At 61.8% G+C, this 26,760-nt stretch carries 24 protein-coding genes; 14 read left to right on the forward strand and 10 right to left on the reverse strand.

Features of this window, described 5'->3' with window-relative positions:
- The first annotated feature begins 132 nt into the window (after positions 1 to 132).
- Positions 133 to 2,166, forward strand: a complete 2,034-nt coding sequence (locus ACSV9I_RS02720; protein WP_438327037.1) for an ASKHA domain-containing protein — start codon at positions 133 to 135, stop codon at positions 2,164 to 2,166.
- Between the two features lie 5 nt (positions 2,167 to 2,171).
- Here ACSV9I_RS02720 and ACSV9I_RS02725 read toward each other — a convergent pair whose 3' ends face one another.
- Positions 2,172 to 2,768, reverse strand: a complete 597-nt coding sequence (locus tag ACSV9I_RS02725; protein ID WP_438327038.1) for an NAD(P)H-dependent oxidoreductase — start codon at positions 2,766 to 2,768, stop codon at positions 2,172 to 2,174.
- 96 nt (positions 2,769 to 2,864) lie between these two features.
- On the opposite strand from ACSV9I_RS02725, the gene ACSV9I_RS02730 reads away from it, so the two are divergent.
- Positions 2,865 to 3,467, forward strand: coding sequence for a TetR/AcrR family transcriptional regulator (locus tag ACSV9I_RS02730; RefSeq protein WP_438327040.1), 603 nt, complete (start codon positions 2,865 to 2,867; stop codon positions 3,465 to 3,467).
- A 167-nt stretch (positions 3,468 to 3,634) separates the two neighbouring features.
- Complete coding sequence (locus ACSV9I_RS02735; protein WP_438327042.1) at positions 3,635 to 5,338, forward strand: methyl-accepting chemotaxis protein; 1,704 nt, start codon at positions 3,635 to 3,637, stop codon at positions 5,336 to 5,338.
- A gap of 21 nt (positions 5,339 to 5,359) precedes the next feature.
- Here the strand turns inward: ACSV9I_RS02735 and ACSV9I_RS02740 are convergent, their stop codons facing one another.
- Complete coding sequence (locus ACSV9I_RS02740) at positions 5,360 to 6,796, reverse strand: PLP-dependent aminotransferase family protein (protein WP_438327044.1); 1,437 nt, start codon at positions 6,794 to 6,796, stop codon at positions 5,360 to 5,362.
- Between the two features lie 64 nt (positions 6,797 to 6,860).
- Here ACSV9I_RS02740 and ACSV9I_RS02745 point away from each other — a divergent pair, with 64 nt between their 5' ends.
- Together ACSV9I_RS02745 and ACSV9I_RS02750 are read left to right on the forward strand one after the other, a co-directional pair.
- Positions 6,861 to 7,586 (forward strand): pyridoxamine 5'-phosphate oxidase family protein, encoded by a 726-nt coding sequence (locus ACSV9I_RS02745; protein ID WP_438327046.1) that lies wholly within the window; start codon positions 6,861 to 6,863, stop codon positions 7,584 to 7,586.
- A 44-nt stretch (positions 7,587 to 7,630) separates the two neighbouring features.
- A complete protein-coding gene (locus ACSV9I_RS02750) occupies positions 7,631 to 8,260 on the forward strand; it encodes a histidine phosphatase family protein (RefSeq protein ID WP_438327047.1) in 630 nt (209 codons plus the stop codon).
- On the opposite strand, the gene ACSV9I_RS02755 is transcribed toward ACSV9I_RS02750, so the two are convergent.
- Positions 8,252 to 8,695 (reverse strand): acyl-CoA thioesterase, encoded by a 444-nt coding sequence (locus ACSV9I_RS02755; protein ID WP_438327048.1) that lies wholly within the window; start codon positions 8,693 to 8,695, stop codon positions 8,252 to 8,254. The two genes, ACSV9I_RS02750 and ACSV9I_RS02755, sit on opposite strands and share 9 nt — an antisense overlap.
- 87 nt (positions 8,696 to 8,782) lie before the next feature.
- Positions 8,783 to 9,679: a LysR family transcriptional regulator gene (locus ACSV9I_RS02760; protein ID WP_054158547.1), complete on the reverse strand. Its 897-nt coding sequence runs from the start codon at positions 9,677 to 9,679 to the stop codon at positions 8,783 to 8,785.
- Between the two features lie 107 nt (positions 9,680 to 9,786).
- Here ACSV9I_RS02760 and ACSV9I_RS02765 point away from each other — a divergent pair, with 107 nt between their 5' ends.
- The 4 genes from ACSV9I_RS02765 to ACSV9I_RS02780 all read left to right on the forward strand — a co-directional run bounded on the left by ACSV9I_RS02765 (position 9,787) and on the right by ACSV9I_RS02780 (position 12,629).
- A complete protein-coding gene (locus ACSV9I_RS02765; RefSeq protein ID WP_438327050.1) occupies positions 9,787 to 9,987 on the forward strand; it encodes a hypothetical protein in 201 nt (66 codons plus the stop codon).
- 20 nt (positions 9,988 to 10,007) lie between these two features.
- Positions 10,008 to 10,316 carry a hypothetical protein gene (locus ACSV9I_RS02770; RefSeq protein ID WP_438327051.1) on the forward strand — a complete coding sequence of 103 codons (309 nt, stop codon included), beginning with the start codon at positions 10,008 to 10,010 and terminating at the stop codon, positions 10,314 to 10,316.
- Between the two features lie 281 nt (positions 10,317 to 10,597).
- Positions 10,598 to 11,626: a GlxA family transcriptional regulator gene (locus ACSV9I_RS02775; RefSeq protein WP_054158724.1), complete on the forward strand. Its 1,029-nt coding sequence runs from the start codon at positions 10,598 to 10,600 to the stop codon at positions 11,624 to 11,626.
- 229 nt (positions 11,627 to 11,855) lie between these two features.
- Positions 11,856 to 12,629, forward strand: a complete 774-nt coding sequence (locus tag ACSV9I_RS02780; RefSeq protein WP_438327053.1) for a hypothetical protein — start codon at positions 11,856 to 11,858, stop codon at positions 12,627 to 12,629.
- A gap of 34 nt (positions 12,630 to 12,663) precedes the next feature.
- On the opposite strand, the gene ACSV9I_RS02785 is transcribed toward ACSV9I_RS02780, so the two are convergent.
- The 3 genes from ACSV9I_RS02785 to ACSV9I_RS02795 all read right to left on the reverse strand — a co-directional run bounded on the left by ACSV9I_RS02785 (position 12,664) and on the right by ACSV9I_RS02795 (position 16,612).
- Positions 12,664 to 13,488: a sulfite exporter TauE/SafE family protein gene (locus ACSV9I_RS02785; RefSeq protein WP_054158544.1), complete on the reverse strand. Its 825-nt coding sequence runs from the start codon at positions 13,486 to 13,488 to the stop codon at positions 12,664 to 12,666.
- 126 nt (positions 13,489 to 13,614) lie between these two features.
- Positions 13,615 to 14,343, reverse strand: coding sequence for a hypothetical protein (locus tag ACSV9I_RS02790; RefSeq protein WP_438327055.1), 729 nt, complete (start codon positions 14,341 to 14,343; stop codon positions 13,615 to 13,617).
- Between the two features lie 460 nt (positions 14,344 to 14,803).
- Positions 14,804 to 16,612 (reverse strand): methyl-accepting chemotaxis protein, encoded by a 1,809-nt coding sequence (locus ACSV9I_RS02795; protein WP_438327057.1) that lies wholly within the window; start codon positions 16,610 to 16,612, stop codon positions 14,804 to 14,806.
- 183 nt (positions 16,613 to 16,795) lie between these two features.
- Between ACSV9I_RS02795 and ACSV9I_RS02800 the strand changes: the two genes are divergently transcribed.
- Positions 16,796 to 17,176 carry an acyl-CoA thioesterase gene (locus tag ACSV9I_RS02800; protein ID WP_438327676.1) on the forward strand — a complete coding sequence of 127 codons (381 nt, stop codon included), beginning with the start codon at positions 16,796 to 16,798 and terminating at the stop codon, positions 17,174 to 17,176.
- A gap of 54 nt (positions 17,177 to 17,230) precedes the next feature.
- On the opposite strand, the gene ACSV9I_RS02805 is transcribed toward ACSV9I_RS02800, so the two are convergent.
- Positions 17,231 to 18,016 (reverse strand): MmyB family transcriptional regulator, encoded by a 786-nt coding sequence (locus ACSV9I_RS02805; protein ID WP_438327059.1) that lies wholly within the window; start codon positions 18,014 to 18,016, stop codon positions 17,231 to 17,233.
- A 122-nt stretch (positions 18,017 to 18,138) separates the two neighbouring features.
- Between ACSV9I_RS02805 and ACSV9I_RS02810 the strand changes: the two genes are divergently transcribed.
- A complete protein-coding gene (locus ACSV9I_RS02810; protein ID WP_438327061.1) occupies positions 18,139 to 18,576 on the forward strand; it encodes a hypothetical protein in 438 nt (145 codons plus the stop codon).
- A 79-nt stretch (positions 18,577 to 18,655) separates the two neighbouring features.
- On the opposite strand, the gene ACSV9I_RS02815 is transcribed toward ACSV9I_RS02810, so the two are convergent.
- On the reverse strand, positions 18,656 to 19,006 hold the full coding sequence (locus ACSV9I_RS02815; protein ID WP_438327063.1) for a DMT family protein: 351 nt from the start codon (positions 19,004 to 19,006) through the stop codon (positions 18,656 to 18,658).
- Positions 19,007 to 19,336: 330 nt separating this feature from the next.
- Between ACSV9I_RS02815 and ACSV9I_RS02820 the strand changes: the two genes are divergently transcribed.
- Both ACSV9I_RS02820 and ACSV9I_RS02825 read left to right on the forward strand, forming a co-directional pair.
- Complete coding sequence (locus ACSV9I_RS02820) at positions 19,337 to 21,358, forward strand: putative bifunctional diguanylate cyclase/phosphodiesterase (RefSeq protein ID WP_438327065.1); 2,022 nt, start codon at positions 19,337 to 19,339, stop codon at positions 21,356 to 21,358.
- A gap of 106 nt (positions 21,359 to 21,464) precedes the next feature.
- Positions 21,465 to 22,238 carry a DeoR/GlpR family DNA-binding transcription regulator gene (locus ACSV9I_RS02825; protein WP_438327067.1) on the forward strand — a complete coding sequence of 258 codons (774 nt, stop codon included), beginning with the start codon at positions 21,465 to 21,467 and terminating at the stop codon, positions 22,236 to 22,238.
- Positions 22,239 to 22,276: 38 nt separating this feature from the next.
- Here ACSV9I_RS02825 and ACSV9I_RS02830 read toward each other — a convergent pair whose 3' ends face one another.
- The gene (locus ACSV9I_RS02830; RefSeq protein WP_438327069.1) at positions 22,277 to 23,152 is read right to left on the reverse strand and encodes a hypothetical protein; all 876 of its coding nucleotides are present in this window, start codon (positions 23,150 to 23,152) and stop codon (positions 22,277 to 22,279) included.
- A 259-nt stretch (positions 23,153 to 23,411) separates the two neighbouring features.
- On the opposite strand from ACSV9I_RS02830, the gene uvrB reads away from it, so the two are divergent.
- A complete protein-coding gene (uvrB, locus tag ACSV9I_RS02835; protein ID WP_438327071.1) occupies positions 23,412 to 26,489 on the forward strand; it encodes an excinuclease ABC subunit UvrB in 3,078 nt (1,025 codons plus the stop codon).
- The last annotated feature ends 271 nt before the right edge of the window (positions 26,490 to 26,760 follow it).

Raw genomic sequence — 26,760 nt, forward strand, 5'->3', positions numbered from 1 at the left:
CTTCTCCCCGCTGGGGAGAAGAGGAGCAAACCACGCTCCCCCTTGTGGGGAGATGTCACGCAGTGACAGAGGGGGGTAAAACCGCCTCGTAACGCAAATGAGGGAGACGTCCCTCGAAACCGAAAGACCCTGATGACCGAGACCACCGATCCCCTCGTCCTCTTCATGCCCTCCGGCAAGCGTGGCCATTTCACCGTCGGCACGTCCGTGCTGGAGGCGGCCCGCACGCTCGGGGTCTATGTCGAGAGCGTCTGCGGCGGCCGTGCCACTTGCGGGCGCTGCCAGATCGAGGTCCAGGAAGGCCAGTTCGCCAAACACGGCATCACCTCGTCCAACGACCACATTTCGCCTGTCGGCCCGAAGGAAGAGCGCTACGACCGTGTCCGCGGCCTGCCCGAGGGACGCCGCCTCTCGTGTTCGGCGACCATCCAGGGCGACCTCGTCGTCGATGTGCCGCAGGATACCGTGGTCAATGCCCAGGTCGTGCGCAAGGCGGCTTCAGACCGCGTCATAGAGCGCAACCCCGCCGTCCATCTCTGTTATGTCGAAGTCGACGAACCCGACATGCACAAGCCGCTCGGCGATCTCGACCGCATGAAGGTCATGCTGGAAAAGGACTGGGGTTATACCGATCTCCAGATCGAACCCTATCTCCTGCCGCTTGCGCAAAAAATCCTGCGCAAGGAAAGCTTTACCGTCACTGCCGCGATCCACCGCGACAGCGAAACCTCGCGCCCGACGGTGATTGCCCTCTGGCCCGGCCTGCACAATGAGGCCTATGGTATCGCCTGCGACATCGGCTCGACGACCATCGCAATGCATCTCGTCTCGCTGCTCTCGGGCCGCATCGTCGCCTCCTCTGGTGCGTCCAACCCGCAGATCCGCTTCGGCGAGGATCTGATGAGCCGTGTCTCCTATGTAATGATGAACCCCGATGGCCGCGAAGCCATGACCAAAGCCGTCCGCCAGGCCGTCTCTGATCTCGTCGACCAGGTCTGCGCCTCCGGCGGCGTGGCGAGAACCGACATCCTCGATGCCGTCTTCGTCGCCAACCCGATCATGCATCACCTCTTCCTCGGCATCGACCCGACCGAGCTTGGCCAGGCGCCCTTTGCGCTCGCCGTCTCCGGTGCCGTCGCCTGCAAGGCCTCCGACATCGAGCTCTCGCTCAATCCCGGTGCGCGCACCTATCTGCTCCCCTGCATCGCCGGCCATGTCGGGGCGGATGCCGCCGGCGCCACGCTCTCGGAAGGCCCGCACCGCCAGGACAAAATGATGCTGCTGGTCGATGTCGGCACCAATGCCGAGATCGTGCTTGGTAACCGGGAGCGGACCGTCGCCGCCTCCTCCCCGACCGGTCCCGCCTTTGAAGGCGCTGAAATCTCCTGTGGCCAACGCGCCGCCCCCGGCGCCATCGAACGCGTCCGCATCGACCCCGAAACCCTCGAACCCCGCTTCAAGGTCATCGGCGTCGAGCAGTGGTCGGATGAGGAAGGCTTTGCCGAGGCGGCGGAGAAAACCGGAATCACCGGTATCTGCGGCTCGGCCATCATCGAGGTCGTTGCCGAAATGTATCTCTCCGGCGTCATCTCGACCGATGGCGTGGTCGACGGCGGCATGGCGGCGAAAAGCCCGCGCATCCTCGAAAACGGCCGCACCTTCTCCTACCTGCTGCATGACGGCGCCCAGAAGATCACGGTGACGCAGAACGATGTTCGCGCCATCCAGCTCGCCAAAGCCGCGCTTTATGCGGGCATCAAGCTGTTGATGGAAAAGCTGGAGGTCGAAACCGTCGACACGATCCGCTTCGCCGGCGCCTTCGGCTCCTTCATCGATCCGAAATACGCGATGGTGCTTGGTCTCATCCCCGATTGCGAACTCTCGGAGGTCAAGGCCGTCGGCAACGCAGCCGGCACCGGCGCCCTGATGGCCCTCCTCAACCGCGACCACCGGCGCGAAATCGAGGACACGGTCACCCGCATCGAAAAGATCGAAACCGCATTGGAGCCGCATTTCCAGCAGCTCTTCATCGACGCCATGGCGTTGCCCAACAAGGTCGATCCCTTCCCGAAGCTTTCGGCGGCAGTCACCTTGCCAGAGCGCAAGATACTCTCGGAAGGCGATGGCGAGGGTGGTGGTCGGAGGCGCCGGCGGAGCCGGGATTGAGAAACTCAATCCAGGATCTTCGGCGCTTGTGCGATATAGCCAGCGATGCGCTCCGGCGGTGCGCCTCGAACAGGCGCGCAATACATCACTTTCAGATCCGAGAAGCCGCAAAAGGCCAGGATCTGCCGCCTGAGCACCTTCACCCAGCCATTGCCGTAAAACCACTTTAAAAAGAAGGTGGGCGTATCCGAGGTGATTACCACGCGGGCCTTGCGGCCCTTCAGCAAGGGTTTTGGCAGCGCCTTGCCCTCGATATACTCGAAGCCGAAACCCGGCATCAGGAGCCGGTCGAACAGGCCTTTCAGTCGTCCGGGGGCTGAGCCCCACCAGAGTGGATGCACGATGACCAGCCGATCACACCATGTGACGCTTTCGGCCAGAGCCCGAAGGTCCGGCTCCCAGTCCATGCGGACGCGATATCCTTCCTGCAGATTGGCGTCGAAGGTCAGATCCGCGAGATGCACCAGCCGCACCGTCTGTCCCCGATCCTGTGCGACAGTGGCGATCTTTTCCGCCATGGCCGCGCAGAGTGTGTCTCGACCGGGATTCCCGTTCAACACCAGGAGGCGTGACGGCTGAGCGCTGCTTGACAGGAACGGCATGCTGACCTCCAATTATCTGACCACGGTCAAAATATGCGCAAAATTTGACCGCGGTCAATATATTCGTCGTCCAAAGCGACAAAGAAGGATTCGCTCATGAAGCTCCGCCAGGAACGCAGCCGCCAGACCCGAGAGCAGATCCTGGAGGCCGCACGCGCGCTGTTCTCAACCGCTGGCTTCGACGACACCAGCATCGAGCAGGTCGCGGCACGGGCCGGCGTGGCCAAGGCGAGCATTTTCGCCCATTTCGGCGACAAGACCAATCTCTTGGCTGCCCTTGGCATTGCTCGGATCGAGGAACTTCTCGTTGAAAGCCGCAGCCTCTGCGGTCACGATCATGACGCCCCCCTCGCCGCCCAGTTGTTCCACGTCTTTGAGCCATGGCTCGCCTATTTTGGCGAGGATCCGGCCTTCGCGCGGCTCTATCTCAGCCAGTCCGGCCTGTCCGGCGGTCCCTGGACCAAGCGGTTTGTCGGTGTGTGTCAGGAACTGGAAAGATTGGTCGCAGCCGTGATTGCAGATCGCCTGCCCCACTGCACGGCAGAGCGCAGTCTCCTTCTCAGTCGGGGATTGCAGGCGCTGTTCCACGAAGTGATCGTCTATCGACTTTCGGGATGGGTCCCGGATCACGCGGAATCGTCAAACATGCTGCGCCAGTTCATCACCATCTGGCTGGCGGGCGCAAATGCCGCCCTTTGAACGCAAAACGAGCGAACGCGACAGGCAAGATGATCCGACAATTAGCCTTTGGGCATCCCGCCGTCAAAAAATGTTATTTATCAATTATAGCGACCTGGTCTGATTAACTTCGCCACAATGGCATCCCGCCTATCTTGAGACCCACAACCCTAGGGAGTTTCAGGACCGTGAACGGCTTTTCCATATTTGCATCGCAGGACAGCGCAGTGGTCGAGGCCTTGAGCCGGGCACAGGCCATGATCCACTTCGATCCGCAAGGCAAGATCCTGGATGCCAATGCAAATTTCTGCGCCGCCATCGGTTACGAACTGTCAGAAATCGTCGGTCGACACCATTCGATGTTCGTTGATCCGACCTATGCCGGTTCGGCAGAATATCGGAACTTCTGGCTGGATCTGAGCAAGGGCGAAACCGAGAGCCGCCGGTACAAGCGCATTGCCAAGGGTGGTCGTGAAATCTGGATCGAGGCCTCCTACATGCCAATCAAGCGGGGCGAGAAGGTCGTGCGCGTCGTCAAGGTTGCCGTCGATATCACAGCGCAGATGACGGAGCAGATGCTCAATACCGGCAAGCTCGAAGCCATTGGCCGTTCGCAGGCGGTGATCGAGTTCGATCCGAGCGGCAAGATCCTCTCCGCCAATCAGAATTTCCTTGATACGGTTGGCTACGAGCTCAGCGAAATCGTGGGCCGCCACCACCAGATATTCTGTGACAAGACCTATGCGGCCTCGGCCGACTATCACGCCTTCTGGGAGATGCTGCGGTCGGGCAAGTTTGCCGCTGGCGAATTCCAGCGCTTCGGCAAGGAGGGCAAATCGGTCTACATCCAGGCGTCCTACAACCCGATCTTCGATCATGAAGGCCGTGTCATACGAGTGGTCAAATATGCGACCGATGTGACCGGTCGTGTCCGGGCGGTCGACGAGATCGCGGCGGGCCTCAATCGGTTGGCCGAATGCAATATCCGCATCACCCTGGACGAACCCTTCATCCCGGAATTCGAAGGTCTTCGCAACGACTTCAACACCGCGATCAGCCAGTTCCAGCAAACACTGGAAAAGGTGCTTGGCGAAACGGGCGAGATGAGCGAGCACAGTCATCGGCTCGAGGCCGACTCCCTGTCGCTGGGCAACCGTACCGAAAGCCAGGCTGCCGCGCTCGAGGAGGCATCTGCCGCCCTTGAGCAAATCACCGCAACCGTGAAAGAGGCCTCGCGCCAGGCCACTCAGGCTCGCGAAGTTTCTCGGGAAGCGCAGACAGCGACCGGCGATAGCGTTCGTGTCGTGCAGTCTGCGATCGAAGCCATCGGCCGGATCGAACAGGCATCGGGTGAGATTTCCAAGATCATCGACGTCATCGACCAGATTGCCTTCCAGACCAACCTTCTCGCCCTCAATGCCGGTGTCGAGGCTGCCCGCGCCGGTGAAGCCGGCAAGGGATTTGCGGTGGTTGCCCAGGAAGTGCGCGAACTGGCTCAACGGTCCTCCAAGGCCGCAAAGGAAATCGCGGCCCTGATCAACAATTCCTCGATCGAAGTGGGTCAGGGCGTGAAATTCGTGACCGAAACCGGCGATGCATTGGCGCGCATCGATGCCTTCGTCAAAACGATCAACCGCAGCATTGACGCGATCTCTGTCGGAGCCACCGAGCAGGCCACCAGCCTTGGCGAGATCAGTTCCGCCGTCAATCAGCTCGACCAGGCCACCCAGGCCAATGCTGCGCTTGTCAGCAGCATTGGAAATGCGGCCAGCGTCATGGCACGCGGCTCGGGAAAGATGAAGACGCTCGTGGATCTCTTCAAATTGAACCGCCGCAAGACGATCCGCGATCCGCACGGCGTCATCACCTCCGTTCGGCGCCAGGCCGCCTGAGCCTTAGCCGGAGCGCCCGGATCAGAGCGTTTGGACGAAGCGCCGGGCAGCCTCCGACAGCGCGTCGGGGGCAAAGCCGGCAAAGCCGATCACCAGTCCGCGCCGCCTTGTCCCTGCCGCATAGAGTGGCGACAGGGCCTTGGTGCCGAAACCGCAGTCCATAGCCTGTCTTGCCAGTGCGACATCGTCGGCATCCCCGGGGAGTTCCGCGAGGAGATGCAGCCCCTGCTCCGGCGAGGTCACCATTAGCCGGCTACTGGACAACGCTTCAACAAGCGCGTCGCGAGCCGCCCTCACCCGTCGCCGCGCCCGTTTCACATGCGCCGAGAAATGCCCGTCACGCAGGAATTCGGTGAGCGCATCCTCGGCCAGCGTCGAGGGAAAGCGATCGGCCAGGCGGCGTATGGTCAGCGCCCGATCACGCAGTGCCTCCGGCACCACGAGATATCCAAAGCGGAAACCAGGCAGCAGCGTTTTCGAGAAGGTGCCGACATAGATCACCCTTCCCGCATCATCAATGCCCTGAAGGGCACTCAGTGGCGGTCCGGCAAAGCGGAACTCGCTGTCATAGTCATCTTCGATGATATAGGCGCCGGCCTCACGCGCCCAATTGATCAAGGCCAGCCGCCGGGTCATGGAGAGCGTGACGCCGAGCGGATATTGATGCGATGGCGTCACGTAAACGGCGCTGGCCGTCGACGCCAGGCCGCGCCCCGCATCGACAACGATGCCTTCGCGATCCACCGGAACAGGCACCACCTGCAGACCTGACGCGACAAAAAGTTCGCGGGCCGCCGCATAACAGGGATCCTCGATCCAGACCTGATCCCCCGGCGTCAGGAGCGCGCGCACGGTGAGGTCGAGTGCCTGCTGCGTGCCAGCTGTCATGATGACCTGGTCTGGCGTGCAGACCACACCGCGGGCTGCCTGCAGGTAGCGGGCAACCTCGACCCGCAGTGCATGACTCCCTGCCGGATCGTTGTATTGAAAGTGTCGGGCGGACGGATTGGTCAGATGCCGGTTCATCAGCATGCGAAAGACCCGCAGCGTTGCCGCATCGGCTGTCGAGCAGCCGAGCGTACCTGGTAAAGGCGGCTCGTCCTGCCTGGGCACGATGCGTTCAGGCGCCGATTCGCCAGCGACCGGATGGGCCGCGGTATTGCCGCCATGGAGCATCACCTGCGGCACGTTCATTGCCACAAAAGTCCCTGCGCCAACCCGTGCTTCGGCAAAGCCGTCAGCCACAAGCATGTCATAGGCGGCCACCGCGGCGCCGCGGGAGATGGAAAAACGGCTGGCGATATCCCGCGTCGTCGGCAGCTTATCGCCGGGCGCCAGTTGCCCGCCTTCGATCAACCCTCGCAACGATCGATACAGGGCCAGTCGCCTTGGCCCGGCTGCTGGCAGCATCGGGGTCGCGGCGGACCAGTCAGAATTGGTTCGCAGTTTCTTTGCCATGGTGGATCTTCTTCAGACCAATTGCGTCGCCTATGCCTTACCGCATTGGACCAAGGAGACAAGCATGAACGAGAGACCAGCCGCAGAAACCTTTCCCGTCACCCCGCGCAACCGGGCAAAACGCCTGCACGAACGCGCGGCCTATGATCGCGAAGCGGTTTATTCTGTCCTCGACGCGGCCCTCCTCTGTCACGTCGCCTATGTGATCGATGGTCAACCTTATTGCACGCCAACCATCCACTGGCGCGAGGGCGATTGGCTGTATTGGCATGGTTCATCTGCGAGCCGCATGTTGAAGACCCAGAAGGCAGGTATTCCCGTCTGCCTCACCGTCGCTCTTCTCGATGGCCTCGTGCTCGCCCGTTCCGGTTTTCACCACTCCGCCAACTACCGATCTGCCATGTGCTTCGGCACAGCCCACATCATCGATGATCCGGAGGAAAAGGCCGAGGCACTGAAAGCCGTCGTTGACCGCTTCTATCCCGGCCGCACGGAAACACTGCGTGAAACCGACCCACAGGAAGCCAAGGGCACAATGGTCATTGGTATGCGCATCGAGGAGGCCTCAGCCAAGGTCCGCACCGGCGGCGTCTCAGACGATCCCGCCGATATCGACGCTCGCGTCTGGGCCGGCGTCATCCCGGTCGAGACACGACTTCGTGCGCCCGAAATCTGCCCCAAGGTGCCGGATGGTGTCGCTTATCCCGATCACCTCGCCCATTTTCAAGGCGGGCGCCGGCTCGACGAGGTCTTGACGGAGAGCCAGTTGCTCTACGAAAAACAGGGCTGAGCGCGCCTCCCCATGCGGGGCCCGCAGCGATTGCGAGGCCCCGTATGAAGACCCTTTATGTCGTCACTCATCCGCAATCGGTCCACCATGTCGAAGGCAAGGTCGGTGGCTGGTACGATAGCGCACTGACCGACCTTGGCCGCCGCCAGGCGGCAGTGATCGCGACCCGCCTCGCCGCCCTTTGCGCCGACCATTCTGCGAGCCTGTTCTCTTCGGACCTCTTGCGCTGCAGTGAAGCCGCCGAGATCATCGGTCGCAGACTGTCTCTCATACCGCGCCGAACGCGCGACTTGCGGGAAATGAGTTACGGCGTCGCCGAAGGTCGGCCGCAAGCCTGGCTCGACGCCCGCCGCCTGCCCGTGCCGGACGAGGCTGGTCTTGATGACACTGGCGGCATCGAAGGCGCCGAAAGCCGTCGCACGGTGGCGACCCGCATCTACCGCGCCATGGATGAGATCCTCGCCAATCCCGCCGGCTGCCACATCATCGCCACCCACGGCTTCGCGCTTACCTTCGTCATCGCCTGGTGGATCGGCATGCCGATCGAAAGCCTCGGACGGGTGAACTTCCCGGTCTCGTCAGGCAGTATCACCCATCTCGCGGAACATGCGGTCTGGAAAAGCCGCGCCGTGATCGCGCTCGGCGATACGGCGCATCTCTCAACCTTAGTCTGACTTAACCTGCATCCATCGCTCGAGCTTAAACCGCTGGTCCTCGCTGAACGGATGCGACTTGCGTGTTTGCTGGTCGAAATGCACGACGACTGTCAGCGCCCGCGCGCAGCAGATGCCGTTCTGGAACACTGCCTGTTCCATCGTTGCCGACGAGCGCCCGACCTTCAACACCCGCGTGCCGATCTCCACCGTGCCGGGCCAGAGCACTTCGGCGAGGTAGTCGATATCGAGCTTGGCGAGTACGAAGGAAAAGCCGGGTTCAAGCAAGGGCTCGTCTTCGGCATAGATCAGTTCGACGCGGCCAGTCTCCATGAAGGTGGCGAAGACTGCATTGTTCACATGGCCCTGGCGGTCGGTGTCGCCATAGCGCAGCTTGTCATAGGCCCGGCCGGGGAAATCCTCGAGCCGAAGGTCGGTCTTCGTTCCGTCACTCACGGCATTCACATCCTGATCGTCATCATCTCAAACCGCATCGCGCTTCGTCCCTTGCGTATTTCGCTCATTGCCGAATTACGCAAGCGCTTACGCAGCCATGCCGATCATTTCGGAGAAGGCATAACGCACGCTATCGGCCACCGCCTGGATCGTCTCCGATGTCTCCTTGCCGGTCAAAAGCCGAACCTCGAAAGATCCGAGTTCCGGCAGCCCGTGCTTGACCCCCAGCGCGGTCATGTCGTCGGTGAGGTAGCTGCGCGGAAGCGGTGCGACTGCCAGATCGGCGATGACGGCTGCCCGCTGCGCCATGGTATGCGCCGATAGATAGGCAATGCGGTAGGGCCGCTTGTCCTTGTCGAGCCTCGCCAGCGCATCGGCCCGCCAGCAGCAGCCATCCTCCCAGATCGACACCGGTAGCGGGTCGCGCAGATGGGCGGTGCCGCATTTGGCGCCTGCCCAGACGAGCTGTTCCTGATGGATCACTTCCCCTTCATGCACCACCGTCCCGGGGGCGCAATTGACCAGCGTCAGATCGAGCCTTTGCTCCTGCAGGCGCCGCCTGAGCGCGCCCGACGTATCAACCGTCAGGTCGACCATGATCAGCGGATAGAGTTCGGCAAAGCGCCGGAGAATACTGGGCATGAAGCGTTCGCCGATGTCGTCGGGTGCGCCGAGCCGCACCACGCCTTTCATTTCCGGCATGCGAAAGCGTCCGACAGCCTCGTTGGACAGTGCCAGCATGCGGCGCGCATAAGGCAGCAACACTTCCCCGCCTTCGGTCAGCGACACCGATCGGGCGTCCCGCAGGAAGAGTGTCACGTTCAGCTGCTCTTCGAGTTTCTTGATCTGCATCGAGACCGCCGAGGGTGTTCGAAACACCCGGTCGGCTGCCGTCGTGAAACTGCCGGTATCGGCAATGGCGACGAAGGTCCGCAAAACATCATTGTCGAGAAGAGGCAGGGGTTGGCGGAGCATCAGTGTCATGGCGACCGACCTTCAGGAAAATTGATCCTAAGGACGATACTATTGCGTTTGATTGAATGTCAATTCCCCAGGACACTCCGACCAGGCCAACCGAAGGAGGTGCCGCCATGTCACTTTTGTTCTCAATCAAGCCGGTCTTCGCATGCTGGCGCAGCGCCGAACGTCGCCGCAAACTGATCAGCGACCGCTGCGTCGCCATAGGCGAGATTGATCGTTTTCCGCTGCATGTGCAGCGCGATTTGCTCACCATCGGTGCCCTGCGGATTCATCAGTCAAACGAATGCACGGCATCAAAAACATTCGATTGATTGATGGACGTGAGCGGAGCATGACTGCCACATCAGTCAGCGTCAAACCCGAAAGGATGAAGGTCATGACCCTGTTCCATGCCGAAACACCATCTGTCCGAACCGGCCGCGGCTCCGAAATTGCGGCAGTGATCGCGCATATTGCCGCGAGCCTGCCCTTGCGCCTTTCCTCGTTCGTCTCCAACCGTATCGCGCGGGCTGTCGACCATATGCGTACGGCACGCCGTCTTCGTCGCGAACAGGCCGCGCTGCAGGCCATGCCGTTCGATCTCCGCAAGGATTTGGGCTGGCCTGCCGGCGACACAGGCCATCGGCGCCGGCTTCCGTAATCAGTCGCGACGCGGATGTGTCCCCGCGTCGCAAACAGGCCGATCATCCTCGAGGTTGTACAATCTGCAAAAACAACGGTAAGCCCTGATATCCCTAGAAACTGTCTAGGAATGTCCCGATCCGGGATTTGGGTCCGTCGCAAACCGAAAACCGCGAAAAATGTCGCATTTTAGCGGACACGAATACTTTTCTGCCGCGCGATTTCATGCCAATGTCGCGGAGAGAACATCCCTGCGATCGTTTCCAGTCGAGCATGACAAAAAACAAGGGAACATTGGGCATGACCACAAGCAAACAGCAGCAGAGCCGGAAGCGATCGCTCGTCTTCTTCCTCGTTCCGCATTTCACCCTCCTGCCCTTTGCCGGCGCCATAGAGACGCTCCGCATCGCCAACCGCATGCTGGGTTATGCGGCTTACGAATGGCGGCTCGCCTCGGTCGATGGCCAGAAGGTCTATTCCTCCTCCGGCATCGGCATCGAGGTGAACTCGTCGCTGGCCGACGAACGCCGCTTCCTCGGGGGTGAAAACCGCCCGAACATGGCGATCGTCTGTTCCGGCATCTATGTCGAGGAGTTCAACAACAAGTCGGTCAATGCCTGGCTGCGCGAAGCCTATAACCGCAATGTCGCCGTCGGTTCCCTCTGTACGGGCGCCCATGTTTTGGCGCAGGCCGGCCTGTTGAATGGCAAGCGCTGCGCGATCCACTGGGAAAATCTGCCGGGCTTTTCCGAAACCTTCCCGCAGGCGGAGGTCTATGCCGACCTCTACGAAGTCGACGGCAATCTCTACACCTGTGCCGGCGGCACTGCCTCGCTCGACATGATGCTGAACCTGATTGGCCAGGATTTCGGCGAAGGCCTGGTCAACCGTGTCTGCGAGCAGCACCTGACTGACCGCGTTCGCTCCGCCAATGACCGCCAGCGGCTTCCGCTCCGCGCGCGCCTCGGCGTGCAGAATTCCAAGGTGCTGCAGATCATCGAGCTGATGGAAGCAAACCTTTCCGAGCCGCTGTCGCTCCTCGAAATCGCCGACGACGCCGGTCTCTCCCGCCGCCAGATCGAACGCCTGTTCAGACAAGAGATGGGCCGCTCCCCCGCCCGCTACTATCTCGAAATCCGCCTCGACCGCGCCCGCCACCTGCTCGTCCAGTCGTCCATGCCGGTTGTTGAAGTCGCCGTCGCCTGCGGCTTTGTTTCCGCCTCGCACTTCTCCAAGTGTTACCGCGAACTCTACAACCGCTCGCCTCAGCAGGAGCGCGCAGAGCGCAAGCTCACCATGTCGAGCAACCGGACGGGGATCGTGGTGTAAGCCACGAGCCACAAAGGGCGGGAGGTCCGAGCCGAACCGCCCGTCTGCTTTGTGTGTGGGCGGTTCGTTTCGAGGCTACCGCTTGCCCGCAAGCAGGCTGCGGAAAACCGGGCGGGGATGAGGGCGAGAAACGGAATATCTATTTTTCCGTGTATTTTTCATCGACGCATGAAAAGGTTGAGGCAAGTTGCGAACCCTAGGTTGCGGAGGTAGCCATGAGGAGGACGCAGTGACTGCTATTGGATCGACATCATATTCTTTATCCGTCGCCACTGTCGCGGGCACTGCGCGATCAAGTGAGACGACAGACGAGTTCCATTGGGAAACCTTCGAAGCATTGGATACAAAACCGGCGACCGACGCCGGAGATGGGACTTCAACACCGGCTCCGAGCGTTATCGACGGAACGCTGCCATCTTCTGCAACAATCAATTTTCAAGGCAAGTTAATTGTCTTGTCTTCCTTGCATATCGGAAGCGAGACAATTGTAGGGCGCCCGATCTGGGAATTGCCCGAAGCAGAGTATCAGGACTTTCTTGCGACGGAGCGAGGTTTCCGGGAGATGGAAAAGCGAGCTCTGGAGATCGAACACAGTCACTATCCAGATCCATCAACTGATCAGCGACTTAAGCCCTATGCGACAGTGATGATGGCTGGCAGGACTGTTGCCACCATTGATAATCAGGGTGTTGTTCGCACTGAGAATGATGCAGTCGGGCGCAGGCTGCAAAATCTCTTCGAAAATGAACTGACAAATACAAATGGCCCGGATCTGGCCCAGGCGCGAGCAAAGCAGATCGCGAAGTTTCTCGGTGGAGAGCTTGTCGTGGCGAATACCGCCATGGATCAAAAGAGCTTTGAAAGGCTATCGGTGATTTCACCAGAGATAGACTATGAGGCCATGAGGAATGATCCGGGTTATCAAGAGTGGCAGGCTGGCGTCGCCGAGTTGGCCCGTTTGGAAGAGAAGAGATCACAGTATTTGAATAAACTATCCGGTTGAGTTGCCACCTGAAGGCAAGCCGTGTCCCATCCCCTCACCCGCCAAACAAACTCCAGAAAAACCGTGCCGAAACGAACAGCAGGAACACGGCAAAACCCGTTTCCAGTTGTCTCTTGCTCAATGCATGGGCCAGTTTGGCCCCATAGGGCGTCACCACCATGGCAATCGGGATGATCAGCGCAAAAGCGATCCAGTTGACGTAGCCGGTTGAAAACGCCGGCAGGCCGCCTTCGCCCCAGCCGGCGATAACGAAGCCGACGAGCGCCGGGATCGAGATCAGCACGCCAACGCCGGACGAGGTGGCAACCGCTTGATGGATCGGTCGGCCGTAAAGCGTCATGAATGTGTTGTTGAACACGCCGCCGCCAATGCCCATCAAACCGGAAAAGAGGCCAATCACGGAGCCGGTGATGAAGCGGGCCGGCTGGCCCGGCAGGTCGGTGCCGAGGTGGAAGCGGTTGGTGAGAAAAAGCATGCGGGCCGCCAGGAGAAGCGCCATCACGGCGAAGATCAACCGCAGTCCTTCGCTCGAGACATAGGCGGCCACAACCGTCGCCAGCACTGCGCCAAGCGGTACGGCGATCAGCCAGCCCTTGAGGAGATCCATATCGACCGCACCCCGCGCCTGATGCGCCTTGAAGGAGCGGATCGAGGTCGGCACGATGATTGCGGTCGAGGTGCCGACGGCGAGATGCATGATGATCTCGTCGGGAATGCCGGCGTAACCGAAGACCTGATAGAAGACCGGCACCAGTACTGCGCCGCCGCCAATGCCGAAAACGCCGGCCAGCAGGCCTGCAACGCCGCCGGCGACAATCAGGAGGGCGGCAAACATCAGGAGGTCGGCTAAGGGCGGCATGGCATGGCTCCGGAGGAGGTCGTAGCGCATGAGCCGCGCCACGAATGGACAAGTCGTGGCGCCCGATCTATGCCCCAGCCCCCAACAGGGCAAGCCCCAATGGTCCCGGATCAGTACACCAACGCATCAACCGCGCGGGCAATTCCGCTTGTCGAGGTAGAGCGAGCAATCCACCTCCGGCTCGACGGGGGCAACCGACTCGTCTGCCGTCATGCCGGTGTTGCCGTTGTCGACCGACAGCGGCAGGATCTCACCGGCACCATCGGAGGCAAGTTGCATCGGTGCTGGCGCGGCATTGCCGTCGGTGATTGGTCCCGTCGCAATCTGCTCGGGATCGTCGAAGCCGATGCCATCAACCACCGGCTGGCTGGTGGAGCCTTCGGCAATCGCCATGGCGCCCACGGGCGTGACGATCTGCGGCTCGATCCCATCGCCTGTCGGGCTTTGTTCCGCGGAGGTGTGCTGGGTGCTCGGAAGATCCGCCGAGGCATAGGTCCCTGCCCCGACACCGAGACCTGCATCCATATCGACGCCACCGTCGGGAATGACCGTGGCCTCTGCCGCCAGTGGCTGCTCGAACTGCGTTGTTGGGGCGGAGGTCGGGGACAGTTCCGCGATGCCGGACTGCGCAGCCGTGTTGGCGCGTGCTGGCGCATAGGCGGTTGGCGCATCGACACGACCAATCAACTGGCGGCCATCGCGCCGCGGATCGACCCGTCCGATCAGCACGTCGCCTCGGGCGGGACCGGCTCCGATGTCGAGCAGCGGTACGCGGTCGCTGCCACTGCAGCCCTGCAGGGAAACGATGGCGAGCACGACCAGGGCCGAGCGCGTAGCAAGGGATGAAAACACCATACTCATTTCTCCCCGGTTGACCCGAAACGGGCCAATCAACCGGAGGCTAAGCCCGGGCGGCTTAACGCGCCATGAACGGCAACCATTCCGCCGACCAAAGCGATGGCCTGACGCGAACTAAGAAAGATTAGCCTCAGCAAAAGGTGAATACCAAACCTCGAAAATAGGAACCTGGAACACCGGCTCCATCGGTCCTGTTGGCCAGGAGATGTTTGAAGAGCGATGCACATCGGTCCAGGATCTCGACGAGGCCAGCGGGGCCGAGAAGTCGGCTGAAGGTGGTGCTGACAGGCCCCGCGCCTTGCTTGTGCCGTTTGGCCGATGCGCAAGGAGCCCCCAGCGCGTCGCGCCTCGCAGGGGGCTGTTCTAAACCATCCCATCGGTATCTGTGTTCGGGATTTGGCATAAGGGCCGGCGCATGTCGCACCGGCCCTTATGCCTCATTGCCTCGGTTGCTCGATCAGGCCGCGCGGCGGCCGGCCATGGCGGCATGATGCACTTTCAGGCGTGCCAGCAACTGGCGCAGCTTGTGGCTTTCCTGCGCCAGCGACTGTCCGGCTGCAGAGGTCTCCTCGACCATTGCCGCATTTTGCTGGGTCATCTGGTCCATCTGGTTGACGGAGGTGTTGATCTCGGCAAGGCCTGTCGCCTGTTCGCGTGCGGCGGTCGCAATGGTCTCGACACTGTCGTTGACGCGGTTGACCAGCGCCTCGATCTCCAGCAACGCATCGCCGGTGGAGCGCACCAGACTGACGCCAGTGCCGACCTCTGTGGCGGAGGCACTGATCAGTTCCTTGATTTCTTTCGCGGCATTGGCCGAGCGCTGGGCCAGTTCACGCACTTCCTGGGCGACGACGGCAAAGCCGCGACCGGCTTCCCCAGCTCTTGCCGCTTCGACACCGGCATTGAGCGCGAGCAGATTGGTCTGGAAGGCGATTTCGTCGATGACCGAGATGATCTGGCTGATCTTCTGCGACGAACCCTCAATCCGGCCCATGGCATTCACGGCATTGCGAACGATCTCGCCGGACTTGTTGGCGCTGCGTTTCGTCTCGGAGACCAGTTCGCGGGCTTCGACGGCCCGTTCGGCTGCCGTGCGCACGGTGGCCGTGATCTCGTCCAGGGCCGCTGCGGTCTCTTCCAGGGCTGCCGCCTGTTGTTCGGTTCGGCGCGACAGGTTGTTGGTCGCATCGCTGATATCGGCGGCACTCGATGTGACGACATCGCTGGAGTGATTGATGGCCGACACGACACCCGACAGCGATTCGACGGCGCGGTTGAAGTCGTGGCGGAGCTTTTCGTAATCGGCGCCGAGCGCGTCGATCTGCACCGTCAGGTCACCATCGGCCAAACGCTCCAGGGCTTGGCCGATGGTGCCGATTGCGTGCGCCTGGCGGTCAGAGGCGCTGCGCAGGCGGTACTCGTTTTCGGCCCGCTCTCCATCAAGGCTGTGTTGCTGGTCGGCCTCGCGGCGGCGCATGTCGATGCGTTCGCGAACGCTGCCGCGCAGGACCTCCAGTGTCTGTGCCATGCCGCCAATCTCATCCTTGCGGCGGATATCGGTGATTTCAGTGTCGACGCGCTCGGCGGCAATATCGCTCATGGCCGATTTCAGCCGGTTGATTGGCTGGACGACACTGCGCACGACGAGATAGGCACAGGTCAGCATGGCAACGATCGCAACCGCAATCAAAAGACCGTATTTGAGCGCTGTCTGGCGGAAGAGTGCTGCAAGGTCGTCGGAATAGACGCCAGTGCCCACCACCCAGCCCCAGGGCTCGAAGCCGATGACATGGCTGAACTTTTCGACCGGAGCATCGAATCCTGGCTTGGGCCAGTAGTAGTCGACAAAGCCTTCCTTCTGCGCCTTCACGACATTGACGAACTCGACAAAGAGATGCTTGCCGTTCGGATCCTTGTTCTGGCTCAGATCCTTGCCGTTGAGTTCTGGCTTGATCGGATGCATCACCATGGCCGGCTGCATGTCATTGATCCACAGGTAGCCATCGGGGGCATAGCGCATGGCCGAAACAACGTCCTTGGCTCGCGCTTGAGCCTCCTCGCGCGTCAGCGAGCCTTCGAGCTCCATCTTGTGGTACTTGTTGAAGATGGCCATGGCATTGTCGTTGATCTGCGCAAGCCCCAGACGTCGTTCCTGTGTCAACGCATCATAGGATGAGAACAGGCTGTAGGTCAGCGTTCCGATCAGTACGGCCAGCGACAGCGCAACCAGCGCATAGAGCCGCACGGACAAGGACATGGATTTCATTTGTACCCCCATTAGATTTGGGGAAAATTTTGATGTTAACCCATTCTAATTTGCATGAATAAATAACTGCTAAATTTCAGGTGATCGTTGCGGATGACACTATTGAACTGATTGCCTAATTTCGCGCAGCGTGATCATCTCGGTCTTCTCCGTTGACTGTGAAAGCAAGCCATGACCGCCGAAATCCATGCCGCGCCGACCGGCGAACTGACCCTCCGCACGCTCGCCATGCCGGCCGATGCCAATGCCGCCGGGGACATTTTCGGCGGTTGGGTCATGGCGCAGATGGATCTGGCCTGTGGCATCCGGGCGGCGGAACGGGCGCGCGGTCGCGTCGTGACGGCTGCCGTCAACGAAATGGCGTTCGCCCTTCCGGTGAAGATCGGCGATACGCTCTGTGTCTATACGGATGTCGTCAGGGTCGGGAACACATCGATCACGCTTGCGGTCGAGGTCTGGGCTCAGCGCTATCTGACCCATGTGATGGAAAAGGTGACCCATGCCAGTTTCGTCATGGTGGCGCTGGACGCCTCAGGCGCACCGACGCCGGTTCCGCCAAACTGACGGGATCGGCGACCGCGCCTGCGGGTAACACTTGAGGTTTGCTGCCGGCCGGGTTCATCCATCGGCGTCGCCCGTCGCTGCCAGTTCGTCGAACAGGGTCTTCGTCTTTGCGTCGGCAGGAAAGAACATTTCAATCTTGATATCGCTGAGCGCGATATCCGTCGCGGTTCCGAATTGGGTAATCGTCGAGAACATCGGATACACGTCCCCGCCGACCTTCAGCCTCAACGGCAGGACCGGCGGCATGTCTCCATGCTGCACCGCGCCGGTCAAGGCCGGGTCCGCCGCCAGAATCGAGGCCGCCCGGTCAAGCACGGGATCGCCGCCGACATGGGCGCTTTCGATCCTGAGCCGGCTTATGAAATGGCTTGCCAGCTCCGGCCAGTTTTCGACCAGCGCTGCACCGCGCCCCGGCTCCGTCACAAGGGAAAGCAGGCTGTCGCCCTTTTGTAGTCCCAGTGCGGCAAGCATGGCACCTGCCGGTCGATTGCCGTCCAGCACGGTCCAATGGCGATCGAGCACCACGGCTGGATAGGGCGCGTGATTGTCGACGATATGGCGGATTGCGGCTTTTACCGCGGCCATGGCCTCGCTCTCCAGCGGCCGCGCCGCATAGGTGGCCCGAAATCCGGCCGCATCGAGCATCAAGTTGCGGGCCGCCAGTGGCATTTCCAGCGCTTCGCCCAGGCGCAGCACCATGGCTTGGCTCGGCTTTGCCCGCCCCGTCTCGAGAAATGCAACATGCCGGGCCGAGACCTCTGCCACCAGTGCCAGCTGCAGCTGGCTCATGCGCCGCCTGCCGCGCCAATCCTTCAGATGTCTGCCGAATTCGATCAGCATCAGCCCCTCCATAACCCACCCTAAGGCTGCCCCATCCTTTCGTCACTTACCTCCCTGGTAATTGAACCTCGGGCTTCCAAGCCTGATCGTCATGGCCGTGACATTGCAAAGGAGAACCCGTCATGTCCATCGACACTGCCAGTATCTGGCTGAAATTTGCCAGCGTCGCCGTCATCCTGCTTGGCGCACTTGTCGCCCTCGCCTCTCATCCCGCCCTGTCGCTACCGACAGTCTGGTTGACCGATCTCGTCTTCTTTCCCTTCGATGGCGCTCAGCAGATCGCGGCCGAGGAGACACGGTTGTTCATGGCGATCAGCGGCGGCGTCATGGTCGGCTGGGGCGTGATGATGTGGCTGATCGCCACCCGTCTTCTGCCGGCTGATCCGAGCCTTGCGCGCCTGCTGTTCATCGAGGGGACGCTTGCCTGGTATCTGGTCGACACGACCGGGTCCTTCCTCGCCGGTGGCCACATCAACATGGTGCTGAACACAGGGCTGATGCTGATGATCGTCTATCCCGCCTGGTCGCTTGGGCGCGTACCGAGACCGGCAGGCGCATAGGACCAGTGGAGCCGGCACTCTTGCCGGTGAATGAAGGGCGTGCCCACGCCGCCGCCAAGGTCGGCGTGGGCGAACGTCCTCAGGCGCGGAAGACGAAAGCCGCGCCTGTCGCGATCAGCGCGAAACCGATGGCATGGTTGATCGTCAGGCTTTCCTTGAGAAAAAAGACCGAGAAGACCGAAAACACGACCAGCGTGATGACTTCCTGAATCGTCTTCAGCTGGGCGGCCGAATAGACCTCGGCCCCGATCCGGTTGGCGGGAACCGCCAGGCAATACTCGAAGAAGGCGATGCCCCAGCTCGCGACGATGGCGATCCAGAGCGCGGACGTCTTGTATTTGAGATGCCCATACCAGGCGAAGGTCATGAAGATGTTCGACAGGGACAGAAGCAGGATGGGCCAGAGGGCGGCAGGCGAAAAAGTTGGCATGAGCGGAGCACCGGAGGAACGAGGGAGATTGGGCGTGATCGGCAAGGAGCCTCGCGAATCGAAGTCTTGATACTGGCCGCTTTTGCGACTGCTGCAAGGAGTCTGCAGGTTGTATCTCGAGACTTCGATAAACAGGAGCCGAAATGCTCGCTTCGCTTGCAACAATGCTGGCGAGGACCCAATCGACCTGTCGATATTTCAACTAACTGCATATGCAGAAACGCTGGAAAATACGTGATTTTTTGGGTTAGAATCGACACATCGACTGTAACGACGCGTTAAACCCCTAGCTGCTATTGGGGTGTATTCAAATTGTACAGGCGTTGATTTATGAGTATTCAGGAAGGCCGGGACGGACGATTTCTGCCTATTGTGATGCAAGCGCAGGTCGCAGACATCGTCGGCGGATTTCGCACGGCGCTTCTTCTCAATCTCGTCAGCCTGACGGCAGCCATCCTCATTCTCCGCGGCCAGGGCGAGGCCGATCCTGCTGTTGCTCTCTGGTATGCGGCAGCCCTCATCGTCATCGGCGTTCGTGCCTTGTCTCTCTGGCTGCTCAAGCATCGCGGCCTTCTGCAATCGGCACCTCTTCTCAGTCTTCGTGTCCTGTGGATCGGCGGGTTCGGCCTGGGCATGGTCTGGGCGGCCCTGCCCGTTGTGATCCCGCGCTTTGATGCCATCGGCGCGCATGCCTCGCTGTTGATCATCATGGGGGGCATGGCAGCAGGCTCCGTCATTCGCCAGATCGGCTACACGCCGATGGCCATGTCCTATTCCCTGCCCATCTTCATATCGCTGATGGTCAGCCTGCTCTTTCAGGGTGGACTGGATGCCGCATTGGTCGGCACCCTGCTTGGTTTCATCATCGGGGTCTTCATCCATCGCAGTCTCTGGGCCGAGCGCCTGTTCATCAGCAGCCAGCTGGCACGGCGGGATGCGACAGCACTGGCCGATAGTCTGACGCGCGCCAACAGCGACATCCTGCGCCAGAACAGACGGCTCGAGGCCCTGGCCAATCGCGATCCGCTGACCGATCTGGCAAGCCGCGTCCACTTTCATGGCCGCCTTGCCGGCGACATCGCCCGGGCCGCCGTTCTCGGAGAGCAGGTCGTTCTGGTCATTTTCGATGTCGTGCGCTTCCAGGCGATCAACGATACGCTGGGCCATAGCAACGGCGATGCGCTCCTGCGCGAGATCGGCCGCCGGTTGTCTTCGGTGGTGGACGATGGCAGCCTGATTGCCCGGCTCGGTGGCGATGAATTCGCCATCATCGTCACCGGCAAGAATGCGGGTTCTCGCGGGCATGCCCATGCGGATGCCGTGCTCGAGGCCTTCCGCTCGCCACTGACCTGGCGCCAGCGCCAGTCGACGATCGCCCTCAACGGCGGACTTGCGGTCTATCCCTGCCATGCCGAAAATGCCGAGGATCTGCTCGCCTGCGCCGACATGGCGCTCTATGACGCCAAGCGTCAGGAGCGCCGCGGGCTGCGCGAATTCGATCCTGAATTGCGCCGCAACGCCGAACGGGGCCGGATGATCGAACAGGACCTGTTGAAGGCGATCGAGGGCGACATGCTCTGCGCCTGGTTTCAGCCACAGGTCGATCTCGGCTCTCGCCGCGTCACCGGCGTCGAAGCGCTGGTCCGCTGGCATCATCCAACGCTCGGCTTCATCCCCCCGCCGGAAATCGTCAATGCCGCGCGCGCGACGGACCAATCGGAGGCGCTGACGGCCCGCATCGTCGCCGATGCTTGCCTGCTGGTGCGCAAGCTCGATGCGCTCGGCCATTCCGACATCACGGTTGCCGTCAATCTGTCACCGCGCGAATTCGCCCTCTACCCCGTCGATGCCATGCTGGAGCGCGTGACGCGTGCGCATGGCGTCGAACCGCATCGGCTTGAGATCGAGATCACAGAGGAAGCGATCCTCGATCCGGCTCATGCCGACACGCAGCTGACGGCCCTCGGACAGGCCGGCTACCGTCTTGCCGTTGACGATTTCGGCATGGGCCATTCCTCCCTCGCCTATCTGATCGGCCTCAAACTTGATCGCCTGAAGATCGACCGACAGTTCGTCCAGGACGTCTCACTGAGCGAAACGAACCAGAAGCTGATTACCGCCCTGGTTGGCCTCGGTCGCTCGCTCTCGCTCGACATCGTCGTCGAGGGCGTCGAGACCGAGGAAGATGCCGCCGAACTCAAGCGGCTCGGCTGCACCACCGCACAAGGCTTCCTTTTCGCCCGCGCCATGACAGCGGTTGCCCTGGTCGACTGGCTGGCCGACAATGCCGGTCCGGCGCGCGTCGAACGCCGCAGTAAGACAACAGGTCGCACCCGCCTGTCCCTCGTCTGAGGCAAAACCGCCGAACGACACCACAGATGATCGCAATCAGCGCGCGACTTCAGCGTGCTGTCGCAGCGGCCTTGGCTGCGGTCGCAGACATCGGGGGATGATTTTGATGACGACAATCGACAAGAAGACGCGCCGCCAGACCGCGCTGCTGCGGCAGCTTGAGCAGGCGCGCTATCTTTCGCTCGAAGACGTCGCCCGGCATTTCGACGTCACGACCCAGACCGCCCGCCGCGATGTCCTCGAACTCGAACATCTCGGCAAGGTCCGCCGCCTGCATGGTGGGGTCACCCTTGCCCAGCCGATTGACCCGACGGTTCTGCGCGCCAGACGCGTCGAAAACGCCGAAGCCAAGACCCGGATCGGCGAGGCGGTCGCCTCTGGTATCGCCAATGGCTCGGCGCTGTTCATCGATACGGGGACGACCTGCGAAGCGGTTGCCCACGCCCTCCTGCGTCATGAAGGCCTGCGGATCGTCACCTACAGCCTGCGCGTTGCAACTCTTTTGGCGGAAGGCACGAATTTCACCGTCGCCGTGCCCGGCGGCTTCGTCCGGCCCGTCGATGCCGGTGTTTTCAGGGCCGAAACGCCAGAGTTCATCAGCCGCTTCAAGTTCGACCATGCCGTGATCTCGGTGAGCGGCATCGACAGCGCCGGCGATATCGGCGATGACGACCACGCGGAAGTCGCCGCCGTCCAGGCCGCCATGCGCCAGGCCGAACGCATCATTCTCGCCGTCGACGCCAGCAAATTCGGCCGCCGCGCCCTTGTCAAACTCGCGCATCTCTCCGATGTCGACGAAATCATCGCCGACAGCCCGCCGGCCGCGCCCTTCGACCGGCTGCTGGCCGAGGCTGGTACTGTGCTGACAGTGGCGGATTGATGCAGGCGTAGAGGCGTAGAGGCGTAGAGGCGTCGCGTCTATACAGCTCGCACTATGGCCAACGATGCGACCACGTTCATGAGGTTCAAGACAAATGGTTTCAGATGGATCTCGACATCGAGAACCGGCACTGGCTCCTGTCCATCCCAGCCAAAGCGCGCCGCAGGAAGCAGCACATATATGTCAGAGCCCCTGATTGCCACCTGCGGCAAGTCCTCGAGCTTGAGCGTTAGTAGGGCGTTGGTCGCCTCTACCATTCCCTTCAACCGGGTGCTGGCCGCACCCAGATCGGTCGTGACGAAGTCGTAGGCCCAACGCCCGAGATGCGTGGTGTTCGGAAGAGGGATCAGTCCATCCGGCAGCATCGTGCCACGCAAAAGCGACCGCTGTTGAGGTGGCCGCCGCAGCGCCGCGAAGTCGCCTGGAAACGCAGTCGAAGCCCGGGTCCAGACGATCAAGCCACGAAACGTCGTCTCGGCGGTCTCGTCACCGGGTGACCGTGTCAGCACAGCCTGCGTCACTGAGAATGGGATGCCGCGCATCGAGCCTTCGATATGAAAGTCACAATCGATCTCGTCACGCGGAACGAAATAGTGGCCCGGCATGCGTGCGATCTGCCGTGCGGGACGCCGCGTGACGATCGACCAGGTATCCAGCGACAGCAGCAGCAGGGGCAGAATCGCGACATAGGAGTCCGTCTGGAGGCGGCGCTCCTTCGCCGCGATGAGCAGGGAGAAAGCTACGAGCCCCAGCACTGCCGGAAACAGCGTCGCGGCGAAGATCTCCGGTTCGGACCGGATATGGCTGATCCAGAGTCCGACGCCACAGATCGACGCGAAACCCACCCAGCCAAAAGCCTTGAGACCCCTGAGCCGTCGCAGTGTGATGGCGCGTTCACTGTTCTGGACAATCACGGAGGCCCGGACTGCGGACCAGTCGGGTTCCGACGACCTCGTCTCTAGCGCGGGCTTGAGGATAGGATTGATACGGCATCTCCCCGAGCTTGCATCCCACTATGCGCAACCCGTTGGGCCTTCGCAATAGATCCCTCACTCAATCCGGTATTTCCTCCTGCCACCACCCTGGCAACAACCCGCCTCCCCGTTGCGTTTTTGTTCCGAATAACCGCCGCCGCCCCTTCCAATCCCACGCGGGCTTCTCCATATTCCGGCCATGGCCAAGTCTCCCAAATCCTCCGCCCCCTCGACCGGTTTCGAGGAAGCCCCGCAGACCGCTTTCGAAGGCGCGCCGCTCTCCGGCTCGGTTTCGGATTGGGTGAAGCAACTGGAGGCGGAAGCCGAGGCTTCGACCGTCGAGAGCCAGCGGGAACTGGCGTCGAAAGCCGGCAAGCACCGCAAGAAGATCGAGATCGAGGCCCGCCGCCATGCGGAAAAGGTGGCGCTGGAAAAGGCCAAGCCAACGACCGCCAAGAACACCACCTCGACCAAGACGTCCCGCGGCGTCTCGATCGGCGCGTCCTCCGACCCGAAGACCCGCGCCGCTGCCGGCCTCAATCCCATCGCCGGCATGGATGTGTCGCTGGAAGAAGCCGAATCGCTGGCGACCGGCGCCGTGACCGCCACCGTCGAGGCGCTCTCGGCGCTGATTGAAAGCGGCAATCCGCTGTTCAAGAATGGCGAACTGTGGATGCCCCACCGCCCGGCCCGCCCGGCGAAATCCGAAGGCGGCGTCAAGATCCGCATGGCCTCCGATTTCGAGCCCGCCGGCGACCAGCCGACCGCGATCAAGGACCTCGTCGAGGGTCTGTCGAATGACGACCGAACCCAGGTCCTGCTCGGCGTCACCGGCTCCGGCAAGACCTTCACCATGGCCAAGGTGATCGAAGCCACCCAGCGCCCGGCCGTCATCCTCGCACCGAACAAGACGCTGGCTGCCCAGCTCTATTCCGAGTTCAAGAACTTCTTCCCCGACAATGCGGTGGAGTATTTCGTCTCCTATTACGACTACTACCAGCCGGAAGCCTATGTGCCGCGCTCGGATACCTTTATCGAGAAGGAATCGTCGATCAACGAACAGATCGACCGCATGCGCCACGCCGCCACCCGCGCCATCCTCGAGCGTGACGATTGCATCATCGTCGCCTCCGTCTCCTGCATCTATGGTATCGGCTCGGTCGAAACCTACACCGCCATGACCTTCCAGATGTCGGTCGGCGACCGCATCGACCAGCGCCAGCTCTTGGCCGACCTCGTCGCCCAGCAATACAAGCGCCAGGACATCAACTTTGTCCGCGGCTCCTTCCGCGTGCGCGGCGACACGATCGAACTCTTCCCCGCCCACCTGGAGGATGCCGCCTGGCGCATCACGCTGTTCGGCGACGAGATCGAGTCGATCACCGAATTCGACCCGCTCACCGGCAAGAAGACCGGCGACATGAAATCGGTGAAGATCTACGCCAACAGCCACTATGTCACGCCGCGCCCCGCCCTCAACGGCGCGATCAAGTCGATCAAGGAGGAGCTGAAAATGCGCCTCGCCGAGCTGGAAAAAGGCGGTCGCCTGCTGGAAGCCCAGCGCCTCGAACAGCGGACGAAATACGACATCGAAATGCTCGAAGCCACCGGCTCCTGCGCCGGCATCGAGAACTATTCACGTTACCTTACCGGCCGCAAACCCGGCGAGCCGCCACCGACGCTGTTCGAATACATTCCCGACAACGCCCTGCTCTTCATCGACGAAAGCCATGTTTCCGTCAGCCAAATCGGCGGCATGTATCGCGGCGACTTCCGGCGCAAGGCGACGCTGGCCGAATACGGCTTCCGCCTGCCGTCGTGCATGGACAACCGTCCGCTGCGCTTCGAGGAATGGGACGCCATGCGCCCCCAGACCATCGCCGTCTCCGCCACGCCCGGCGACTGGGAAATGGAAGCCGCCGGCGGCGTCTTTGCCGAACAGGTCATCCGCCCGACAGGCCTGATCGACCCGCCGGTCGAGATCCGTCCGGCAAAATCCCAGGTCGATGACGTGCTCGGCGAAATCCGCGAAACCGCGCTCAAGGGGTACCGCACCCTCGTCACCGTGCTCACCAAGCGCATGGCCGAAGACTTGACCGAATATCTGCATGAACAGGGCGTGCGCGTCCGCTACATGCATTCCGACATCGACACGCTGGAGCGGATCGAGATCATCCGGGACTTGCGCCTCGGCGCCTTCGATGTGCTCGTCGGCATCAACCTGCTGCGCGAAGGCCTCGACATTCCCGAATGCGGCTTCGTCGCCATCCTCGATGCCGACAAGGAAGGTTTTCTGCGCTCGGAAACCTCGCTCATCCAGACCATCGGCCGCGCCGCGCGAAATGTCGACGGCAAGGTCATCCTCTATGCCGACCAGATCACCGGCTCCATGCAGCGCGCCATGGACGAAACCGCGCGCCGCCGCGAAAAGCAGGTGGCCTACAATATCGAACACGGCATCACGCCGGAATCGGTCAAGGCCCGCATCTCCGACATTCTCGACAGCGTCTACGAGCGCGACCACGTCCGCGCCGATATCTCCGGCGTCTCCGGCAAGGGCTTTGCCGATGGCGGCCACCTCGTCGGCAACAATCTCCAGAGCCATCTCAACGCGCTGGAAAAGGACATGCGCGACGCTGCCGCCGATCTCGACTTCGAAAAGGCCGCCCGCCTGCGCGACGAAATCAAGCGCCTCAAAGCCGTCGAACTCGCCGCCATGGACGACCCCATCGCCAAGCAGGAGGCGAAGGCAACGGAGAGCGGCGGCGGAGGAAGCCGCAAGGTCGCTCCAAACGCGACGGACTCCCTCCCCCCTGTGGGGCGGGCTGGAGAGGGGTCTGTTGACCAACCCCGCATCTCCACCTCAGGCCGCAACAAGTCGGGCGTGCCGGAGGGCAAGGGCAGCTATTTCTCCAAACCCCATATCGACGACATGGGCCCCGGCACCGACGGCGCCGTGCCGATGCCGAAATCGGGCCCGGAAAGCTCCTATTTCCGCAAGAACACGCTCGACGAAATGACCGTTGGCCGCACCGAAAAACCGGTGACCGGTAAGCTGCCGGAGAAGCCGAAGCCCGAGTCGGGCCGCAGCCCGCTCTCCCCCCCTGTGGGGGAGATGTCGCCGCAGGCGGCAGAGGGGGGGACCCCAGGCTCCAGGGGCTCAGACGACCCCCGCCCCATCATCCGCGCCCGCGCTGGCGCCGGCTCCTACGAGGATCCGATGGATCAGAAGCGCAAGGGCCGGACGAAGGGCAAGACGGGGCGACCGGGGCGGTGACGGCTCTTCCTTCTCCCCGCCTGCGGGGGTGAGGCACGGTTCGTGAAACGAAGCCATCGATCCAATGGATCGATGGCAGTAACGTACGCGCTGAGCGCTGCGAAGAGCCGGCAGTGCCGAAGGGCGGATGAGGGGCATCCCCGCTCCTCGCCCCATCATCCGCGCTCGCGCTGGCTCCTACGAGGATACAGCCGACGGCAAGCGTGAGGCGAGGACCAAAGGGAAACGGGACGACCGGGGCGGTGATGCTATCCTCTGGTGGGAACGAAGA

Origin of the sequence: Rhizobium sp. G187, from assembly GCF_051549525.1 — a bacterium.
In the GTDB taxonomy this organism is placed as follows: domain Bacteria; phylum Pseudomonadota; class Alphaproteobacteria; order Rhizobiales; family Rhizobiaceae; genus Allorhizobium.

What these genes read in the sequence shown, in the direction of transcription:
- ACSV9I_RS02720 (WP_438327037.1), top strand. Translation starts at nt 133, where the DNA reads ATGACCGAGACCACCGATCCCCTCGTCCTCTTCATGCCCTCCGGCAAG.
- ACSV9I_RS02725 (WP_438327038.1), bottom strand. Translation starts at nt 2,768, where the DNA reads ATGCCGTTCCTGTCAAGCAGCGCTCAGCCGTCACGCCTCCTGGTGTTG.
- ACSV9I_RS02730 (WP_438327040.1), top strand. Translation starts at nt 2,865, where the DNA reads ATGAAGCTCCGCCAGGAACGCAGCCGCCAGACCCGAGAGCAGATCCTG.
- ACSV9I_RS02740 (WP_438327044.1), bottom strand. Translation starts at nt 6,796, where the DNA reads ATGGCAAAGAAACTGCGAACCAATTCTGACTGGTCCGCCGCGACCCCG.
- ACSV9I_RS02745 (WP_438327046.1), top strand. Translation starts at nt 6,861, where the DNA reads ATGAACGAGAGACCAGCCGCAGAAACCTTTCCCGTCACCCCGCGCAAC.
- ACSV9I_RS02750 (WP_438327047.1), top strand. Translation starts at nt 7,631, where the DNA reads ATGAAGACCCTTTATGTCGTCACTCATCCGCAATCGGTCCACCATGTC.
- ACSV9I_RS02760 (WP_054158547.1), bottom strand. Translation starts at nt 9,679, where the DNA reads ATGACACTGATGCTCCGCCAACCCCTGCCTCTTCTCGACAATGATGTT.
- ACSV9I_RS02765 (WP_438327050.1), top strand. Translation starts at nt 9,787, where the DNA reads ATGTCACTTTTGTTCTCAATCAAGCCGGTCTTCGCATGCTGGCGCAGC.
- ACSV9I_RS02770 (WP_438327051.1), top strand. Translation starts at nt 10,008, where the DNA reads ATGACTGCCACATCAGTCAGCGTCAAACCCGAAAGGATGAAGGTCATG.
- ACSV9I_RS02775 (WP_054158724.1), top strand. Translation starts at nt 10,598, where the DNA reads ATGACCACAAGCAAACAGCAGCAGAGCCGGAAGCGATCGCTCGTCTTC.
- ACSV9I_RS02785 (WP_054158544.1), bottom strand. Translation starts at nt 13,488, where the DNA reads ATGCCGCCCTTAGCCGACCTCCTGATGTTTGCCGCCCTCCTGATTGTC.
- ACSV9I_RS02790 (WP_438327055.1), bottom strand. Translation starts at nt 14,343, where the DNA reads ATGGTGTTTTCATCCCTTGCTACGCGCTCGGCCCTGGTCGTGCTCGCC.
- ACSV9I_RS02795 (WP_438327057.1), bottom strand. Translation starts at nt 16,612, where the DNA reads ATGAAATCCATGTCCTTGTCCGTGCGGCTCTATGCGCTGGTTGCGCTG.
- ACSV9I_RS02805 (WP_438327059.1), bottom strand. Translation starts at nt 18,016, where the DNA reads ATGCTGATCGAATTCGGCAGACATCTGAAGGATTGGCGCGGCAGGCGG.
- ACSV9I_RS02810 (WP_438327061.1), top strand. Translation starts at nt 18,139, where the DNA reads ATGTCCATCGACACTGCCAGTATCTGGCTGAAATTTGCCAGCGTCGCC.
- ACSV9I_RS02815 (WP_438327063.1), bottom strand. Translation starts at nt 19,006, where the DNA reads ATGCCAACTTTTTCGCCTGCCGCCCTCTGGCCCATCCTGCTTCTGTCC.
- ACSV9I_RS02820 (WP_438327065.1), top strand. Translation starts at nt 19,337, where the DNA reads ATGAGTATTCAGGAAGGCCGGGACGGACGATTTCTGCCTATTGTGATG.
- ACSV9I_RS02825 (WP_438327067.1), top strand. Translation starts at nt 21,465, where the DNA reads ATGACGACAATCGACAAGAAGACGCGCCGCCAGACCGCGCTGCTGCGG.
- uvrB (WP_438327071.1), top strand. Translation starts at nt 23,412, where the DNA reads ATGGCCAAGTCTCCCAAATCCTCCGCCCCCTCGACCGGTTTCGAGGAA.